The organism is Paenibacillus sp. FSL M8-0334 (genome assembly GCF_038000405.1).
In the GTDB taxonomy this organism is placed as follows: Bacteria; Bacillota; Bacilli; order Paenibacillales; family Paenibacillaceae; genus Paenibacillus_AQ; species Paenibacillus_AQ campinasensis.
Map to the genome: position 1 here is coordinate 159,088 of NZ_JBBOCH010000001.1, position 19,188 is coordinate 178,275.

General features: G+C 56.7%; 15 protein-coding genes. All 15 read right to left on the reverse strand.

Annotation, left to right across the window (positions count from 1 at the left end; genetic code table 11):
- Positions 1-114: 114 nt before the first annotated feature.
- The 15 genes from pknB to MKX64_RS00810 all read right to left on the reverse strand — a co-directional run bounded on the left by pknB (position 115) and on the right by MKX64_RS00810 (position 19,088).
- Positions 115-2,250, reverse strand: a complete 2,136-nt coding sequence (gene pknB, locus MKX64_RS00740; protein WP_341035213.1) for a Stk1 family PASTA domain-containing Ser/Thr kinase — start codon at positions 2,248-2,250, stop codon at positions 115-117.
- Positions 2,247-3,023, reverse strand: coding sequence for a Stp1/IreP family PP2C-type Ser/Thr phosphatase (locus MKX64_RS00745; protein ID WP_095263310.1), 777 nt, complete (start codon positions 3,021-3,023; stop codon positions 2,247-2,249). The genes pknB and MKX64_RS00745 overlap by 4 nt, the downstream gene beginning before the upstream one ends.
- 7 nt (positions 3,024-3,030) lie before the next feature.
- Complete coding sequence (gene rlmN / locus MKX64_RS00750; protein ID WP_095263309.1) at positions 3,031-4,071, reverse strand: 23S rRNA (adenine(2503)-C(2))-methyltransferase RlmN; 1,041 nt, start codon at positions 4,069-4,071, stop codon at positions 3,031-3,033.
- A 138-nt stretch (positions 4,072-4,209) separates the two neighbouring features.
- Entirely contained in the window at positions 4,210-5,589 is a 1,380-nt protein-coding gene (gene rsmB, locus MKX64_RS00755; RefSeq protein WP_155617339.1) for a 16S rRNA (cytosine(967)-C(5))-methyltransferase RsmB, read from the reverse strand.
- Positions 5,586-6,524, reverse strand: a complete 939-nt coding sequence (fmt, locus tag MKX64_RS00760; RefSeq protein ID WP_341035214.1) for a methionyl-tRNA formyltransferase — start codon at positions 6,522-6,524, stop codon at positions 5,586-5,588. The genes rsmB and fmt overlap by 4 nt, the downstream gene beginning before the upstream one ends.
- Positions 6,521-7,015, reverse strand: coding sequence for a peptide deformylase (gene def, locus MKX64_RS00765; RefSeq protein ID WP_095263306.1), 495 nt, complete (start codon positions 7,013-7,015; stop codon positions 6,521-6,523). Before def ends, fmt begins: the two co-directional genes overlap by 4 nt.
- Before the next feature lie 45 nt (positions 7,016-7,060).
- Entirely contained in the window at positions 7,061-9,586 is a 2,526-nt protein-coding gene (gene priA / locus MKX64_RS00770) for a primosomal protein N' (RefSeq protein WP_155617337.1), read from the reverse strand.
- Positions 9,586-10,848: a bifunctional phosphopantothenoylcysteine decarboxylase/phosphopantothenate--cysteine ligase CoaBC gene (coaBC, locus tag MKX64_RS00775; RefSeq protein ID WP_095263304.1), complete on the reverse strand. Its 1,263-nt coding sequence runs from the start codon at positions 10,846-10,848 to the stop codon at positions 9,586-9,588. The genes priA and coaBC overlap by 1 nt, the downstream gene beginning before the upstream one ends.
- Positions 10,849-10,978: 130 nt before the next feature.
- A complete protein-coding gene (gene rpoZ / locus MKX64_RS00780; RefSeq protein WP_095263303.1) occupies positions 10,979-11,179 on the reverse strand; it encodes a DNA-directed RNA polymerase subunit omega in 201 nt (66 codons plus the stop codon).
- Between the two features lie 192 nt (positions 11,180-11,371).
- Positions 11,372-11,944, reverse strand: a complete 573-nt coding sequence (gene gmk, locus MKX64_RS00785; protein WP_095263302.1) for a guanylate kinase — start codon at positions 11,942-11,944, stop codon at positions 11,372-11,374.
- A gap of 13 nt (positions 11,945-11,957) precedes the next feature.
- Positions 11,958-12,218 (reverse strand): extracellular matrix/biofilm regulator RemA, encoded by a 261-nt coding sequence (remA, locus tag MKX64_RS00790; RefSeq protein WP_006209218.1) that lies wholly within the window; start codon positions 12,216-12,218, stop codon positions 11,958-11,960.
- A 52-nt stretch (positions 12,219-12,270) separates the two neighbouring features.
- Positions 12,271-13,161 (reverse strand): YicC/YloC family endoribonuclease, encoded by an 891-nt coding sequence (locus tag MKX64_RS00795; RefSeq protein ID WP_095263301.1) that lies wholly within the window; start codon positions 13,159-13,161, stop codon positions 12,271-12,273.
- Positions 13,162-13,200: 39 nt separating this feature from the next.
- Positions 13,201-15,081 carry a bifunctional homocysteine S-methyltransferase/methylenetetrahydrofolate reductase gene (locus tag MKX64_RS00800; protein WP_095263300.1) on the reverse strand — a complete coding sequence of 627 codons (1,881 nt, stop codon included), beginning with the start codon at positions 15,079-15,081 and terminating at the stop codon, positions 13,201-13,203.
- 308 nt (positions 15,082-15,389) lie between these two features.
- Positions 15,390-16,226 (reverse strand): diaminopimelate epimerase, encoded by an 837-nt coding sequence (dapF, locus tag MKX64_RS00805; RefSeq protein WP_095263299.1) that lies wholly within the window; start codon positions 16,224-16,226, stop codon positions 15,390-15,392.
- Positions 16,227-16,301: 75 nt separating this feature from the next.
- Positions 16,302-19,088, reverse strand: coding sequence for a calcium-translocating P-type ATPase, SERCA-type (locus MKX64_RS00810; RefSeq protein ID WP_095263298.1), 2,787 nt, complete (start codon positions 19,086-19,088; stop codon positions 16,302-16,304).
- Positions 19,089-19,188: the final 100 nt, after the last annotated feature.

The window sequence follows — 19,188 nt, forward strand, 5'->3', positions numbered from 1 at the left end:
TTATAATGAAGTTCAAGAACCGGCTACCGCAAGCGACATACCGGACAGACGAACTCATCCGAAAGCATGTGCTTGTAGTGTCCGGCCGGTTATGTCAGCTTCGGCTAGTCATCGTTAGTCGTCATTTCCGCGACCGTTCCCTCTGCCGTTGCCATTACCATTGCCGTTACCATTCCCATTATCATGGCCTTCACCTTCATCCTCAGAGCCGCCCTCCTCGGAACCGCCCTCACCTTCGCCTCCGGAAACCGGAACATCCCGCACCGGCGGCGGTTCAATCGTAGGCTCCGTCACGGTGCCGTTCTTGGCATCCGTATAGGATACGACATAAGTGTCAATGACCCGCCCGTCACGGTGAACCATGACGGTTGCATCTTTGTTTGGCGCGAGGACAAGATCGACCGGTATCGTCTCCATCGTTGTAATCGTTTTGTTCACGGCTTCCTTGTTCTCGCCAAGCGCATCTGTGAATACAACACGGATTCGGCTCGGCTCACCCTCATAGGCAGGAGCAACCGGTACGTTATAACGATAGTTGACGATGTCATCCGGCAGTCCGGAGCTTACCGTAATCGTAATCTTCGTTCCGGGAGATACCGCTTCATTCGCTTCAAACGGCCACTGCTCCATTACTTTGCCTCTCTCGACATCGTAGCTCGATTTCTCCTTCACGGCCTCTACTTCAAGGCCTAGCGACTCAATCGTCTTGACAGCTTCGTCCCTGGACATGCCAATCAGACTCGGCATATTCACCGTCTGCTTGCCGCGGCTGATCGTCAGCACAATCTCCACCTGGTCCGGATCGAACTCCGCACCAGCAGCTGGCGATTGCCGGATGATCTTGTCTGCATCCACCTCATCGTTGTGCTCGGTGTTCTGCTTGATCGTCTCCTCTTTCACGTTCTGCGCCTTCAGCAGCGCAAGCGCCTCTTCGTAGGTTTTGCCGCTTAAATCCGGCATGACGCTGAGCGGCTTGGCCGCGCCTACGGACAGCTGGATCAGCGAATCCTTCTTCACCACAGTGCCTTCAGGTCTGCTTTGACCAAATACGATCCCTTCATCCACCCCTGGCTTGTACTCCCGGATGACTTCCGGATCAACCGCAAGGCCGCTTTCCTCCAGCAGACGAATCGCGTCCTCTTCCGGCATATCCACTACGCCGGGCACCGTCACCTCAGGCACTTCAAGCATCTTGTTAACATAGGCAACAACCCCGGCCATAATCCCCAAGAACAACAGCACAGAAGCGATGATCACCGTCGGCTTCACCCATTTGCGCTTACGTCTGCCGGCGGCTTTCTCATCCGGCCCGTCCTCTTCCGCATCCGGCTCGTCCTTCGGACGGCTGCTGCGCTCCATGCTTTTGATCGCCGGCATAACCAGCGTGGAATCCTCATCTTCCTCAAATTCCATCTTCGGTTCATTGATGCGGCTTGGCAGCAGGCAAGTCTCCAGATCCTCCATCATTTCCTCGGCGGACTGGTACCGCTCCTGCGGATTTTTGCGCATCGATTTCAGAATGACGTTCTCCACGCTCTGAGGAATGAGCGGATTCACTTCCCGCGGCTCCTCAAATTCCTCCTGCAGATGCTTCAACGCAACGCTGATCGGGCTTTCACCGAGAAACGGCAGCCGACCGGTCAGCATTTGATACAGTACGATGCCAAGCGAGTACAGATCCGATTTCTCCCCTGTGGCCACCCCTTTGGCGTGCTCCGGAGAGAAATAATGAACCGACCCGACCACCGAACCCGTCTGCGTAATCGTAGTCGAAGTGACCGCTCTTGCAATACCGAAGTCCGTCACCTTCACCCGGCCGTTGCGGCCGATCAGAATGTTGTGCGGCTTGATATCGCGATGAATGATCTGATTCTGATGGGCGTGTCCAAGGGCATCGCAGATCTGCGTAGCAATTCGGACCGCTTCCTCGACCTGCAGCGGCGCCCGTTCTTTAATGATTTCGTTAAGATTATTCCCTTCCACATACTCCATAACAATATAATGAATGTCGTCTTCCTGGCCCACATCATAGATGCTGACCACGTTCGAATGCGATAGGGATGCCGCAGACTGCGCTTCCCGCCTGAAACGACGGATAAATTCCTCGTCATGCACAAACTGCTGCCGCAAAACTTTGATCGCCACATAACGATTCAGCAAAATGTCCTGCGCCTGATAGACGAGCGCCATCCCGCCGCCGCCAATTCGCTCTATAATTTTGTAACGACCAGCCAATTCATGTCCGATCATGAATCCCACCCCTTTATACGTTGCCCGGCGGCCTCTTCCTGATGTTCAAACATCGCCACGGTAATGTTATCCTCACCGCCGGCAAGAAGCGCGAGCTGAAGCAGCCGATCCGCTCTTTCCTCAAGAGGAATGTCCAGTGCGCCGGCAATTTGGCCGATTCGTTCCCGGCTGACGCGGTTGCTAAGCCCGTCGCTGCATAACAGCAGCACTTCCCCGTCGCCGAGCGACACCGGAGTCAGTTCAACCGATACGTCGATATCGGTTCCGAGCGCCCGGCTTAACACATTCCTCCGGGGATGCGTCTCCAGTTCATCTTCCGTAATCTGGCCGCTCTTATATAGCTCATTGACCAGCGTATGGTCCTCGGTCAGTCGAATAACCTGCTCAGGCGCAACCTTATATGCCCGGCTGTCGCCGATATGACCGATATACCCTTCGTTCCCCCGGAACAGCACCGCGACAATCGTCGTCCCCATATTGTGCAGACGCTCGTCGGAAGCAGCCTCCTGGTATATGACCTCGTTCGCATGCAGTATCGCATCGCCGAGCGCGGCGCGAACGCCTTCCATCGACATGTCCGGGTCCAGGGAGGACAAATCCTCGGCCACGGTGTCCACAGCGAGCCTGCTGGCGGTATCGCCGGCCTGATGGCCGCCCATGCCGTCGGCCACAACGCCAAGCGTGTAGCCATGCTCCATATTTCGAACGAATACTGAATCTTCGTTTACAGGACGGACCCGTCCAACATGGCTTACATGAACCGTCTTGATCAATGTTTTCTCACCTCAACTCCATATGCTTGGCCCGAAGCTGGCCGCAAGCGGCAGCGATATCGTGGCCTTGCTCGCGCCGGATGGTAACGTTGACTCCTTTATCCGCAAGCGCGCGCTGAAATTTGAAAATATCATTTCGCGATGTGCGGACATATTTCCGCTCCGGCACATGGTTCACCGGAATCAGGTTGACAAAACAGTTCATGTCTTTAATGACATCCGCCAGTTCTTCCGCATGTTCAACCTGGTCGTTCACCCCGCCGATCAGAGCATATTCAAATGTGATGCGGCGGCCGGTCTTCGCTTGATAATACCGAAGCGACTCGATAACATCATCAAACGGGAATCTGCGGTTGACAGGCATCAGCTTCGAACGCAGCTTGTCGTTCGGCGCGTGGATGGAAATCGCCAGATTGATCTGTGTATCCTCATCGGCAAATTTATAAATGTTAGGCACAATGCCGCTGGTCGAGACGGTAATGTGACGCTGCCCGATGTTCAGCCCCTTCTCATGGATCATGATCCGCAGGAACTTCATCGTGGCCTCATAGTTCTCAAACGGCTCCCCGGAGCCCATGATCACGATGCTGCTTACCCTCTCGCCGCTCTGATCCAGAATCTTCTGAGCCTGAACGACCTGGGCCACAATTTCTCCCGGAGTCAGATTCCGCTTCAGTCCGCCGAGCGTAGAAGCGCAGAACGTGCAGCCGATACGGCAGCCGACCTGTGTCGTAACACAGATGCTGTTGCCGTAGTTATGCTTCATGATGACCGTTTCGATCGCGTGATCGTCGTGAAGGCCGAACAGAAACTTGACCGTTCCGTCCTTGGACTCAAACCGCGTGATCTCCGACAGCGTCACAAAGCTGAACTCGTCCTCAAGCTTGCGGCGAAGCTCCTTCGACAGATTTGTCATCTCCTCAAAGGCGTTCACACGCTTCACGTACAGCCAGTCAAATATTTGGGAGCCCCGAAACGCAGGCTCGCCCTGTTCCTGAGCCCATGCTTGAAGTTCTTCCAATGAATAGTCGTATATAAAAGGCTTCATTTCACCACACCTGTCTAATTTCATTCATATGCACATCTTTTTTCATTCTTCCTATTTTAACATAAATAAAAGGCACCGTAAAAGAGAAAACCCGCCGAAGCGGCGGGATAACAGGATTCTTGGACCGCTCTCCAGCGCTTAGGGAAGCTTCCGGAGTCTCGCAATATAGAATCCGTCACTATGAAAATGCTGCGGCAGAATCTGAATGCCTCCCCCTCGCACGAGCGCCGCCTCACGCAAGCGAGAAAGCGGGCCAAGAGCGTCTTCGGCAAGGGCAAAGTCCGCGCGATCCGCGAGGAAATCCGCCACGGCCTCCTCGTTCTCGGCAGGCTCGATCGTACAGGTGCTGTATACGAGCAGCCCGCCTAGCCGCAGCAATTCGGCTGCGGTATGAAGCAGCCTTCTCTGCAAAGCGGCGATCTCGGCGATATCCTCCGGCGACTTGCCCCATTTCAGATCCGGCTTTCGTCTGATGACGCCAAGCCCCGAGCACGGCGCATCCAGCAATATCCGGTCGAAGGATGCCGGCTCGAACCGGGAAGACAGCTCCAGCGCATCGCCAGTTATCGTCGTCACACAGTCGAGACCCAGTCTGGCAACCTGCTCACGGATAAGCTTGCCTTTATGAGTGTGAATATCGTTCGCAACGATCTCGCCTTCATCCTTCATCAGCTCAGCCATGTGAGCCGTCTTCCCCCCGGGGGCGGCGCAGCAGTCCAGCACCCGCATGCCCGGCTCCGGCGCAACTGCCTCGGCCACGAGCATCGAGCTCTCATCCTGAATCGAGATCATTCCTTCGCGGTACCATTCGGTGAGCGCCATATTGCCGCCGCCCTGCACCACGATGCCATAGGGGCTTAGCGCGGAGGGTTCTGCTGTCAGATCATGCGACCGCAGCTCTTCCAGCATCGCGTCCCGGCTGATCATCGTGGTGTTCACCCGGACGCTGACGGCAGGCGGGGTGTTGTTGGCGGCGCATATCGCTTCGGCCGTCGCCTCGCCATATTGCAGCATCCAGCGCTCAGCAAGCCATTCCGGGTGGGAATGGCGCAGCGCGATCCGGCGGGCCGGAGGCAGAGCGTCCGGAATCTTCAGCTCATCCTTTTGCCTCAGTACACTGCGCAGCACGCCGTTGACCATGCCGGAAATGCCCTGATGCCCCCGGCGCTTGGCCAGATTCACCGCTTCGCTCACCGCTGCATGCTCCGGAATCCGGTCAAGGTACATGAGCTGATAAAGGCTGAGACGAAGCAGCGCCCTTACCCACGGCTGGAGCTTCGCCACCCCTTTGTTCACGAACTTGTCCAGAAAATAGTCCAGCGTGTTCAGTCGCGAAATCGTCCCGTACACCAGCTCCGTTGCCAGGCCGGCATCCGCGCGGCTTAGAGAAGCCTTCTGAAGGGCAGCGTTGAGCAGCAGGTTGCTGTAAGCCCCCTCCTGCTCAACTTCGGTCAGCACATTCAGCGCCAGCTCCCTTGGGGATGCCGGACGCCCTTTAGCTTTGCCGCTGCCGCTCATCCGAGTACCGTCCCGACCGTCATGCTTGTCCCGCGGACAAACTGCTCGGCAGTCATCGCCTTTTTCCCGCTTGGCTGCACGGTCAGCAGCTTGATCGTCCCGTCACCGGTCTTCACCAACACGCCCTGCTCCGTCAGCTCAAGCACCGTGCCTGGCGCTGCATCCGCCGGTCCTGCCGCTCCCTCCGGCTTGGCGGTGGCCCACACCTTGAACACCTCGCCGTTCCACAGGGTAAATCCGCCGGAGAACGGGACCAGTCCGCGAATTTGATTGTAAATGTCGCGCGAGGAGCGGGACCAGTCAATCCGTTCATCCTCCCGGGTCAGGTTAGGCGCATAGGTCGCCTCAGCTTCGTTCTGAGGCTCCGCCTCCACCTTACCCTGCATGAGCCGGGGCAGCTGCTGCTTGAGCAGTTCCGCCCCGGCAACGCTCAGCTTCTCGAACAGGCTTCCGGCCGTATCCTCCTCCGCGATCGCGACCTCAAGCTTCGCAATCATATCGCCGGTATCCAGCCCCTCGGCCATATACATCAGCGTGATGCCGGTGACCTTCTCGCCGTTGATAATGCAGCGCTGAATCGGCGCGCCCCCGCGATAGGCGGGGAGCAGCGAGCCGTGCACATTCAGACAGCCAAGCCGCGGCATATCGAGCACCGATTTCGGCAAAATCTGGCCGTAAGCTGCCGTGATGATCATATCCGGCTCATACTTGGCCAGTTCAGCCACCGCCTCCGGACTGCGCAGCCGCTGAGGCTGCAGCACCGGGATGCCGTGGCGAAGCGCCGCTTCCTTGACCGGTGTAGGCGTCAGCACTTTCTTGCGCCCTTGCGGTCGATCCGGCTGCGTAACGACGGCAACCACGCGGTAACCTTCGGACAGGAGCATCTCCAGGCTGGGTACGGCAAAAGCCGGCGTTCCCATAAATACGATGTTCATCGGTTCTCCAGCTCGCTTCTCGGCGGCTCCGGCGTATATTCATACACCCGTTCCGCGATATCGGTGAACAGCACGCCGTTCAGATGATCGATCTCATGCTGGAAGGCACGGGCCAGCAGTCCTGTCCCCGTTACAACAATCTCGTTGCCGTCGCGGTCCAGTCCCTTGACAGTAACCTTCTCTGCGCGCCGCACGTCTCCGTTCCAGCCCGGGATGCTAAGGCAGCCCTCCGGACCAAACTGCTCGCCCTCGCTCTCGATAATCTCGGGGTTGATCATCTTGATCAATCCGTTCTCGTCCCCGGCATCAACAACGATCAACCGCTTCAAAATGCCGACCTGCGGAGCCGCCAGCCCGACACCATCCGCGTCATACATCGTGTCTGCCATATCATCCAGCAGCTTCTGCACGTTCGGGGTAATTTTCGTTACTTCCTTGGCTCTTTTGTGAAGAACCTCATCCGGTTCCTTTACGATAATACGAATTGCCATTTACGCTACACACCTTCCTTGGACTTTTCAACATTATATGCGGATTTACATTAACATTTGCGGATCAACGTCGATGCTGATGGCAAGCCCGCTGTCCCGTACCGATTCCTGCAGCTGCTCCGCAGCGTCCCGGGTCAGCGAGACGGCATCCATCGTCCCACGCCATTTTATCATACATTGAAATCTGTATCTATTTTTAAGCCGGGGAATCGGGGAAGCGACAGGCCCGAGAATATCCAGCGCATCGGCTGCGAATCGGTCCAGGCTCCCGAACCATCCCCGCCGGTCTGCTTCTTTCTTCACCATCGCGGCATAATTTTCAGCGGTTCGCACAAGCAGCGGCAGCTGTTCATGGGAAAGGGTCACCAGAATGAGCCGGCAATACGGCGGATAATGCAGCGCCTTCCGATGCTTGAGCTCATCTTTGACAAAGGATAAATAATCATGCCCGCTCGCATGGATAATGGAATAGTGCTCCGGCGTATAAGACTGGATAACCACCTCGCCGGGCAGCTGATGGCGGCCGGCTCGACCGGCCACCTGCGTCAGAAGCTGGAAGGTCTTCTCCGCCGCCCGGAAATCCGGGAGATTCAGGGCCGAATCGGCCGTAATGACGCCGACCAGCGTCACATCCGGAAAGTCAAGCCCTTTGGCGACCATCTGCGTGCCCAGAAGCACGTCCGCTTTTTTGTCCCGAAACTGCTGAAGCAGCTTCTCGTGGGACCCTTTTTCCGTCGTGGTATCCACATCCATCCGAATGACCCGAATGCCCGGAAACAGCTTGGCCAGCTCTTCCTCTACCCGCTGTGTACCCGTGCCGAAATAACGGATATGCTCGCTTCCGCAATCCGGACAAACGTCGGGCGAAGGAGCGGCATAACCGCAATAGTGGCATCTGAGATTATTAGACTTCTGGTGATACGTCAGCGAGATGTCACACTCCGGGCAGCCTGCAACATAGCCGCAGCTCCGGCACATGACAAAGGTCGAATAGCCCCGCCGGTTCAGCAGCAGAACGGTCTGCTCCCCTCGCTCAAGACGCGCTGCAATCGCTTCATGAAGAGGGATGCTGAACATAGAGCGATTCCCTTCGCGCAGCTGCTCCCTCATATCGACAACCCGAACCTCCGGCAGCCGGTTGCCCAAAGCGCGGGAATGCATCTCCAGCAGCACAGGGGCAAAATCATCCTGGGCCTGGGAACGGGCCGCATGATAGCTCTCCAGCGAAGGGGTGGCCGAGCCGAGTATGACGGCAGCCCCGCTTAAAGCAGCCCTGTGGATCGCCACATCCCTTGCATGATACTTCGGCGTTTCTTCCTGTTTGTACGACGTTTCGTGCTCCTCATCCATAATGATGAGGCCAAGACGGTCAAACGGCGCGAAGACCGCCGATCTGGCGCCGACCACAACCGACGCTCTGCCTTCCCGGATTTTGCGCCACTCGTCATACCGCTCTCCGTCCGAGAGGCGGCTGTGCATGACCGCCACCCGATCACCGAAGCGGGCCTTAAAGCGCTCCACCATCTGCGGTGTCAGCGAAATTTCGGGCACGAGCACAATCGCTTGACGCTCCTGCTGAAGACAGCGCTGGATCGTCTGCAGATAGATTTCCGTCTTGCCGCTGCCCGTAACGCCATGCAGCAGAAACACGCCGTGCTGGCGCTCGTCCAGCTTGTGCACGATCTTGTCGTATACCCGCTGCTGTTCCTCCGTCAGAACAAGCGGCTCGCTCGGCTTGAAATGTCGGCCCCGATACGGATCGCGGAACACTTCCACATCCTTGATCGCAATGAGTCCTTTATCCGCTAGCGCCTTCACCGTGCCTGCCGTCACGCCAAGCGTCTGCAGCAATTCCTTCTGCGAGATCGGCAGCAGCGGCTCGATCTCCAGCAGGTAAGAGAGCACCTCTCTCTGGCGCTGGGCTTTCGCCGGGAAATCCCCCAGCGCCGCTTCCGCCGCCGCTTTCTCTACCGCCAGTTCGACGGCCTTCATCGTTTTCTTCTGCAGCTTGTCCTTGATCTGCTGGTGCTCGCTCAGCATTCCCCGCGCAAGCAGCGTCTTGATCACATCCGCCTGATCCGGAAACGCGCGGGACAGCTGCTGGATCGTCACCTCGCCCCGTTGGCCGACAAAGCCGAGAATCCGCTCCTCCTCTTCGCTTTCAGGCTGAAGAGAGAACAGCCCTTCGGTCTCATCAGGGGTGTCAGAACGCTCCGGCAGTGAAATGTATCGTTCAGCCTTCCCCTTCAGCGCGGTCGGCAGCATCGACTGCAGCGCTGTAATCTGCCTGCACGCATACCGCTCCTTCATCCATTCCCCGAGCTGCACCAGCTCCCGGGACAGCGGCGGCAGCACATCGAGCACCTCCTGGATCGGCTTCATCTTCGAGGTGTCCATCTCGGGACGGGGATGCAGCGACACAACGAATCCCTGCAAGGTCCGATGCCCGAAAGGAACACCGACCCGGCTCCCTACCTCAATCCAGGGCCGCAGCGAAGCAGGGACCAAATAGTCAAACGGCCGGTCCGTATCCTTGGACGGCACGTCCACAATGACTTTGGCCATTTCCATCAGACAGACCTCCCGGATATCCGCTCGGCGGCGAGCAGCAGCAGCCTGCGGGCAACTTCCTCCTTGGACATCAGCGGCAGCTCAAGCACAAGACCTTCCGCGTCATAGATATGAACCTGGTTCGTATCCGTACCGAAGCCCGCCCCCGCTGCTGTCACATCATTGGCTACGATAAGATCACAGTTTTTGCGCTTCAGCTTATCCTTGGCATGTTGCTCGAGCGAATCTGTCTCGGCGGCGAAGCCGATCAGATACTGAGAGCTTTTGCGTTGGCCGAGGCTCTCCAGAATGTCTGTCGTCTTGACCAGCTCAAGCGTCATCGTATCCCCGCGCTTTTTAATTTTTGACGTAGCTACTTGCGCAGGCCGGTAATCGGCTACGGCAGCCGACTTAATCACAATATCGCTGTCGTCAAAGACGCGCAGCACCGCCTGATACATCTCCTCGGCAGACTCCACCTGTTCGGCGGAGATCCCCTGCGGAGGCGGCTCATCGGTATGGCCGGCGATCAGATGAACATCAGCGCCCAGCGCTTGGGCCGCTTTGGCGATAGCAAACCCCATTTTGCCGGAGGAATCGTTGGTGATATAACGCACCGGGTCGATCCGCTCCATCGTCCCTCCTGCGGTTACAACCACTTTTTTACCTTTCAATATGTCAGAAGATGCCGCGTTGAGCGCTCCCACAGCGTCCTGGTCGGCCTGCAGGCTCGTCTCCCGGTCCCTGAAAAACTGCTCCACAACCTCAACAATCGTCTCAGGCTCTTCCATCCGGCCTTTTCCTACATAGCCGCAGGCCAGCAGGCCATCGCCAGGTTCAATCATCTGCACGCCCCGGGATACCAGCGTCTCCATATTCGCCATGACAGCCGGATGGGTGTACATATGCACATTCATCGCAGGCGAGATCATTACTGGAGCTGTTGTAGCCAGCAATGTCGTCGTCAGCATGTCGTCCGCGAGGCCATGGGCCATTTTGGCAATCACATTGGCTGTAGCAGGGGCTACAAGCACGAGGTCGGCCATATCCGCCAGATGAATATGCGAGACAACCGCAGGATCTCTCTCATCAAATGTATCGCTGTATACAGGGTTTTTCGTTAAAGTTTGCAGCGTCAGCTCTGTGATGAACTGTTTCGCGGATTCCGTCATGATGACATGAACATCCGCCCCTCTCTGGACGAGCCTGCTGCATAACGTCGCCGCTTTATAGGCAGCAATGCCGCCAGTAACGCCAACCACGATCACTTTTCCGCTTAACATGAACTATCCCCCGCTTTCGTTCGTAACAAGCTTGCCGTCCTATACCAAACAACTTCAATTCAAAAAAATAACAACCTTTCGGTTGTCACATTGTGCTTATACAAGCGTCCTATTCAGCTATCGGGGAAGCTTACGCTTCTCCCCGTTCAACCTTGATGTAGTCGCCGTAAATCTCCTCAAGCGCAACGCCTACGAATTTGTGAGACTTCGGATCCTCCAGTTCGCTCGGAGCCCCTTCACGCAGCTGGCGCGCGCGGCGGGATGCAGCCACAACCAGCGAGTATTTACTGTCAACCTTGTTCATCATTTCATCAATGGAAGGGTATAACACAGTACAGCACCTCTTTCATCATACTTAAAGTCCCCGTTGTGAGAGGGGTAGGTCCATTCATTCCAAGTAAGGGAAAACAAAACCGCCTAACACCGAAGTTACCTTGCGATTAAAGAAAGCGCAGCTCCTTCTTGAGAAGCATGCTTTCTTTAACCCACAAAAAAACCTCACCCTGCACATGGTCAGCGGCGGTTACTTTCTTATTTTACAATGTTCGGCTGTAATAATCGATTGTATTCGTTCACAAGCCAGCTCAATCTTGTCATTCACTACCGCATAATCATAATGCTGCAGCAGATTGATTTCGTCAACCGCGACGGACATCCGGTGGTCAATCGTATCCTGGCTCTCTGTTCCGCGGCCCTTGATCCGGTCTTTCAGTTCATCCAGAGACGGCGGCATCAGGAATACAAAGATTCCATCCGGAAACTTCTCCTTCACCTTCAGTGCTCCTTGAACCTCAATCTCCAGAATAATATCCTTGCCCTCAGCCAGCGTCTTCTCCACAAAATCACGGGGAGTTCCGTAATAGTTCCCGACATATTCAGCATATTCCAGCAGCTGATCATGTTCGATCATCTCAAGGAACTGCTCGCGCGTCTTGAAGAAGTAGTTGACGCCATCCACTTCCCCCGCACGCGGAGAACGCGTCGTGGCCGATACAGAATACACCAGATCCGGAACCTGGCTGCGCAGCGCCGTGCATACGGTTCCTTTACCAACTCCGGACGGACCGGACAATACAATCAATAATCCCTTAGACATAATACTCCTCATTCTATTCGTCGTTGTCGTCATCTTTGCTGGACAGACGGTGTGCTACCGTCTCAGGCTGTACCGCCGATAAAATCACATGATCGCTATCGGTGATAATAACAGCTCTAGTCCTGCGGCCATATGTAGCATCAATCAGCATATGACGATCTCGTGCTTCTTGAATAATCCGTTTGATCGGAGCCGACTCCGGGCTCACGATAGAAATGATTCGGTTGGCCGATACGATATTTCCGAAGCCAATATTAATGAGTTTGATTGCCATTTTGCGGTTGTTCCCCCTATACATTTGACTCTATTGCCGATTCAAGCCGAGCTCATTCCACGTTGGCGGCTTGTTCACGAATCTTCTCCAGTTCCGCTTTCATTTCGACAACACGGTTTACCAGAGTCAGATGATTGGCTTTCGATCCAATCGTATTGACTTCCCTGTTCATTTCCTGAATTAGAAAATCCAGCTTTCGGCCGACAGGTCCTTCATGGTGAAGCAGCTTCCTGCTCTGCTCCAGATGGCTCCGAAGACGCGTGAGCTCCTCGTCAACATTGGAGCGTTCGGCAAACAAAGCCACTTCCATTCCAAATATATGTTCATCTACAGCCAGTGACCCGTCATCCAGCGCCTCGATACGCTGTCGCAGACGCTTCCGGTATTCCTCCGGAACCGTCGGTGCAAGCTCTGTCATCTCACGGTGCAGCGCCTCAATGCGTTCAAGCCTGTGCTCGATATCCGCGGCCAGAAACGCCCCTTCCCTGCTTCGCATCTGCAGCAGTCCGTCAAGCGCCTCGTTCAGCCCGCCCAGCAGCGCCTTCTCCCACGCTTCCTGGCCGTTGTCGTCCATCGGCAGGCTGCCTCTTGGACTGACCAGAATGTCGGGCAGCGACAAAATATCCTTCGCCGTCAGACTTCCCTCGATACCGTAGGCTTTCAGCTCCTCGGCGGCCTGCAGATAGGCCTTGACCCGGGCGTGGTTCAGCACCGCATCGGCGTTGTCGCCGCTGTGCTCCCTGTTAATAAATACATCCACCCGACCGCGCCCGATTCTGGACTGAACAGCCCTTCTGAAGCTGTCCTCGAAGCATGTCCATTCACGGGGCATCCGGAACACAACCTCACAGTATCTGTGATTGACAGACTTCACCTCAAACGACACGCTATAGCCCTGAAAATCGATAACGGACTGGCCATATCCGGTCATGCTCAATGACATCGGAAATCACATCCATTACACTATTGTAATTGAAAATTATTAATGAAACAAGTGGGGGGTCGGCCTTCCCGACTTCTCCCATACATGCTCCATCAACTGTACACTCATCTCATAGAACATGAACGGCGTCATCAAATAAATACCGTTAAAATGCTCCATTGCTACCTCCAGCAGCTCCTGGCCGATCTGAACCCCCATCGCCCGGCCTTCAGCGCCTTCAAGCCCGGCCATGCGCTCACGGACGGCGTCCGACAGCTGAATGCCCGGCACCTCGTTATGAAGATATTCGGCGTTGCGGCCGCTGGCCAGCGGCATGATGCCGATAAAGATCGGAATATCCAGATGCGCGGTCGCTTCCTTCAGCTTCACGATCAGCTCCGGATCATATACGGGCTGGGTCATAATGTAGTCCGCGCCAGAGGCAATCTTCTTCTCCAGCCGCTGAACCGCCTTGTCCAGATGCTTCACATTCGGATTAAATGCAGCGCCAACCACGAACTTCGCTTTCTGCTTGAGCGGCTTGCCGGAGAAGGCGATCCCTTCGTTCAGCTGCTTGATCATCCGAATGATCTCAAACGATGTCATATCATACACCGAGCTTGCCCCCGGCAGATCGCCGAACCGTGCCGGATCGCCGGTGACAGCCAGCACATGGTCGATGCCAAGCGCATCAAAGCCCATCATATGAGACTGGGTGCCGATCAGATTCCGGTCCCGGCAAGCAATGTGAATAAGCGGCCGCAGCCCTACCCGCTCCTGCACCAGATGGCCAAGCGCCATGTTGCTCATCCGGGTGACGGCCAGCGAGTTGTCCGCCAGCGTCAGCGCATCGGCCCCGGCCTTTTTGAGCGCTTCTGCCCCCTTCATGAACTTCGTGATGTCCAGGTCGCGCGGCGGATCAAGCTCCACGATGACCGTATGGCGCTCCTTGACCAGATCCACCAGGCTCGGGCTCTGATTCAGGTCATCGCCCCTTGAGGCATCGCTTGAACCCGGCTCCTGTACCACAATTCGCGATGGAATAGCTTCATCCCGCTTCGGCAGCGGCACAGGCGTATAGCCGGACAGCGCCTTGGCAATCTCCGAAATATGCGCCGGCGTCGTTCCGCAGCATCCGCCGATAATTCTGGCGCCCAGATCGGCAAAAGGAACAGCCGTGCTACCGAAATAGGAAGGGCTGGCACCATAGCGGTACTCCCCGTCCACGTAATCGGCGATCCCGGCATTCGGAAAGACCGAAGCCGGAAGATTCAGTTCCCCTTCCAGCGTCTCCAAAGCGCGCTTGATGCCGTTAGGCCCAGTGCGGCAGTTGAATCCGATAACATCTGCGCCCTCATCACTGAGTATACGGCAAGCTTCCGGCATCGTATACCCGTCCAGCGTGCGCGCCACATCCTCGACAGCAAATTGACAGATGACCGGCAGGCTGCTCAGCCGGCGCATCTCCTTCAAAGCTAGCTGAATTTCTTCCACATCATAGAAGGTTTCGAGCAGAATGCCGTCAACCCCTTCCGACAGCAGCACGTCCAGCTGCTGTTCGAAATACCGCTTCAGCTCCGATGAAGACAGATCCCGCCGCCGCCCGGCGCGAATCGAGCCTATTGCGCCGACGACGTAGACCTGCTCGCCCGCTGCCTCGCGCGCAATCATGGCACCGGCCCGGTTAATTTCAGCCACTTTGGATTCCAGACCGTATTTGGACAATTTATCGTAATTGGCGGAGAAGGTGTTCGTCTCAATCACCCGGGCCCCCGCTTCGATATATTGGCGATGAACATTTCTGATGACCTCCGGGGAGGTCAGATTCAGCTCTTCATAAGAAATTCCGACGGGGAAGCCTTGCTGATACAAATAGGTACCCATCGCGCCGTCGCCGACCAGTACCTCTTTCTCCAATGCCTGTCGCAGATCCGGTTTCACTGCATTCCCCTCCAACTGATTGTTATTTTCAATAATGTATCATAAAACCTTCCCAAAGATAAAGGGACAAAAGCGAGTTCGGACGCGAAAAAACCGAAGCCTGCTCCCCTCCTGCTTGAGGCCTTTTCCACCCATGATCCGAAACCACCGATAACGAAAAAGAAGCCCTTCCCCGGAAGCTGCCCTGATGGATCGCTCCTGTCTGAATGAGAACAGCGCGAGGTGCGAGACCCCTGTCTCATGCTTGGGAGCCGATCCTCGTCAACGCCGAGGAAAGACTTCTATACAAATGTCGTGCAAGGCACGTTCTACTCAGCTACCGTACCTTTATATACGATTTCAGCCGGCCCTGTCATGTACACGTGATTGTCGCTTTCGTCCCACTCGATGAACAGATCCCCGCCCTTTAGCGAGATCGTGGCCGAGCGATCCGTCTTCCCGTTCAGAACGGAAGATACCAGCGTTGCGCAAGCGCCTGTACCGCAGGCCAGCGTCGGCCCCGCTCCGCGCTCCCATACCCGCATGTCCACCTGGTCCTTCGCGTTCACCGTCGCAAATTCCACGTTGATCTTCTTCGGGAACAACGGATGAACCTCCAGCTTCGGCCCCCACGCAGCCAGATCGAAGTTGACGGCATCGTCAACGTAGATCACACAGTGCGGGTTGCCCATCGAAACCGCGGTAAAGCGGAATTCGCGTCCGTCCACCTCGACCGGATGGTCGACGACAGGATTCGCATCCACCGTAGTCGGCACGCTCAGCCCATCGAGAACCGGCTCGCCCATGTCCACGCGCACGCTGCTTACCTTGCCGCCGCTGACGGTCAGCTGCAGCTTCTGCACCCCTGCGCCAATCGTCTCGATTGTAATCTCCTCGCGGGTGGTCAACCCGTGATCATAGACGTACTTCGCGACACAGCGGATGGCGTTGCCGCACTGCTCCGCCTCGGAGCCGTCCGAGTTCATAATTCGCATCATGAAATCCGCCTTCTCGGAAGGCAATATATAGACAAGCCCATCGGCACCGATGCCGAAGAATCGATTGCATAATTTCACAGCCAGGTCGGAGGCATTCTGCGGAAGCTCCTTCTCACCGTAAACAACGACAAAGTCATTGCCCAAGCCATGCATTTTCGTAAATTCCATCCTACATCCATCTCCTCTGCGGTTGCTGCTTATGGACTTAGCATACCGCAGATTCGAGTGGACATCCAATTCATTTTATGCCGAAATATTTGCACTCTTCGTCATCATGCTCCGGCGGCGGTTGCGTCTGCCGCCCCACACGCTGCCAGCGCCCATCAGGAAGGTAGGAATGCCTGCGGCCACAAGGGTAAGCGCCCATTCCTTCAGGCCGAGCGGCACCGTTTTGAAGATCGGCTGAAGCGCCTCGATATACATGACGCCGAGCATCAGCAGCACCGAGGAGGCGACGGCCAGCACCAGCGACTTGTTCTGCAGCGGGTTGCGATGGAAGATCGAACGCGAGCTGCGGCAGTCAAACACATGAATCAGCTGCGCCATGACAAGGGTGGCAAAGGCCACTGACTGCGCTTTGGCCAGTTGGGCCGGATCGTTCGGGGCAATGCGGAGCGTCAGCCAGAACGCGCCGAGCGTGCAGAGTCCGATCAGGAAGCCGCGGCTAATAATTTTCCAGCCGAGACGTCTGGCAAATATGTTCTCTTTGGCGCCGCGCGGCTTCTGCTCCATCAGATCCTTCTCCGGCTGATCCACGCCGAGCGCCATCGCCGGCAAACCGTCGGTCACCAGGTTCACCCACAGAATCTGAATCGGGGCGAGCGGCAGCGGAAGTCCCATCATCATCGCAAAGAACATCGTCAAAATTTCACCTACGTTCGAGGCAAGCAGATAGCGGATAAATTTGCGAATATTCTCATAGATGCTCCGCCCTTCCTCGATCGCCGCCACAATAGTGGAGAAGTTGTCATCGCTCAGGATGAGCGACGACGCTTCCTTGCTGACATCCGTGCCGGTGATGCCCATCGCTATCCCGATGTCGGCCGCCTTGATCGCCGGAGCATCATTGACGCCGTCGCCGGTCATAGCCACCACATGCCCTTTGCGCTGCAGCGATTTGACGATGCGCAGCTTGTGCTCCGGCGAGACCCGGGCGTACACATAGGTCTGATCAACTCTGGCGTCAAGCTCCTTGTCATCCAGGCGGGCCAGCTCCTGGCCGGTCATCGACAGTCCGTTGCGCGGCAAGATGCCCAGCTGCGCCGCAATCGCCTCGGCCGTCGTGCGATGGTCGCCGGTAATCATGACCGTCTTAATGCCTGCCCGGCGGCATTTGGAGATCGCGTCGCGCACTTCCTTGCGCGGCGGATCGATCATGCCGGTGAGCCCGATAAAGATCAGCTGGCATTCCGCTTCCGTCTCGCTCTCCGGTCTATCATGCGGACGCAGGTCCCGGTAAGCGAGTCCGAGCACCCGCAGCGCCTCGGAGGCCATCTTCTCATTGGCGCCGAGCACTTTTTGACGCAGCGTTGGCGTCAGCGGAACGACATTGCCGTCCCACAATATATACGTACATTTATCCAGCAGCACATCCGGGGCGCCCTTTGTGCACAGCAGGCGGCCTCCCTGATGGCTGACGATGACGGACATCAGCTTGCGCGTGGAATCAAACGGGAATTCCTTGTCCCGCTGGTACATGTTCGCCAGGCTTGTCTGGGTTAGTCCCATCTTCGAAGCCAGCGTCAGCAGCGCGCCCTCCGTCGGGTCCCCCTTCAGCTCCCAGACGGCTGCCGGCTCCGCTTCCTTCCCTTTGCGGCGGCTGCGGCTTTCCTCCTGCGCCGTTTCTATAATCTCGGCGTTGTTGCACAGCCCCCCGACCTGGAGCAGGCGGCGCAGCGCCTGATCGGAACGGAGCTCAACCGGTTTTCCTTTGAGCAGAATTTGTCCGGCAGGCTCATAGCCTTGCCCGGTCACCTCCATCGTACGCCCCCCGAGCCACACCCGGGTGACCGTCATTTTATTCTGGGTGAGCGTGCCCGTTTTATCCGAGCAGATTACGGAGGCGCAGCCAAGCGTCTCCACGGATGGCAGCTTGCGCACGATCGCCTTGCGCTTGATCATCCGCTGTACGCCGAGGGCCAGCGCGATCGTCACGATGGCGGGCAGCCCTTCAGGTATGGCCGCCACGGCAAGGCTGACGCCCGCAAGAAACATGCCCGGTACCGGCTGTCCATGCAGGATCCCCGCCACAACAACGAGAATCGTAAGGCCGAGGGAGACGCCGATCAGAATCTTTCCAAGCTGCTCCAACCGGTGCTGCAGCGGGGTTTCCTGGGACTCCGTATTTTGGATCAGATCGGCGATTTTGCCCATCTCCGTCTCCATGCCGGTCCGGATGACGACACCTCGGGCCGTCCCCCTTGTCACCATCGTCCCCATGAAACCGATGTTCTTCTGATCCCCGAGCGGCACATCCTCCTCAAGGATTTCGGCCGAATGCTTGTTCACCGGCATCGATTCCCCGGTCAGGGCCGATTCCTCGACGCTGCAGCTGTTCGTTTCGATCCAGCGCACATCGGCCGGAACACGGTCGCCGCTTTCGACCAGCACCACATCCCCCGGAACGAGCTCCCGGGCTGCAATGTAAATCACCTTGCCGTCCCGCACCACCCTCGTGGTCGGCGCCGACAGCTGCTTGAGCGCCCGCAGCGACCGTTCCGCTCTGAACTCCTGGATAAATCCGAGGATCCCGTTAATGAATATAATCGCCACGATGGTGACGGCATCCAGGTACTCGCCCAGCAGACCGGAGATCAAGGTCGCTCCCAAGAGGACCAACACCATAAAATCCTTGAATTGATTCAAAAAGAGGGCCACCGGAGAAATTTTCACGCCCTCGGACAGCTCGTTGTATCCGCTCGTTTTGCGTCTTTCCCCGGCCTCTTCTTCCGTGAGGCCCTGGTCCGGATCAAGCTGCAGCGCCTGCTGGAGCTCCTCCGTCTTCATCTGGTGCCATTGCTTTTGTTCCATGCTTCCCTTCCCTCCCGGTTGATTGCAAGTTCCGGCGGATGACAGCTTTTCCACCCTCTCATTCGTAAATGTATTCGGACAGGTCTTGAATTATCACACG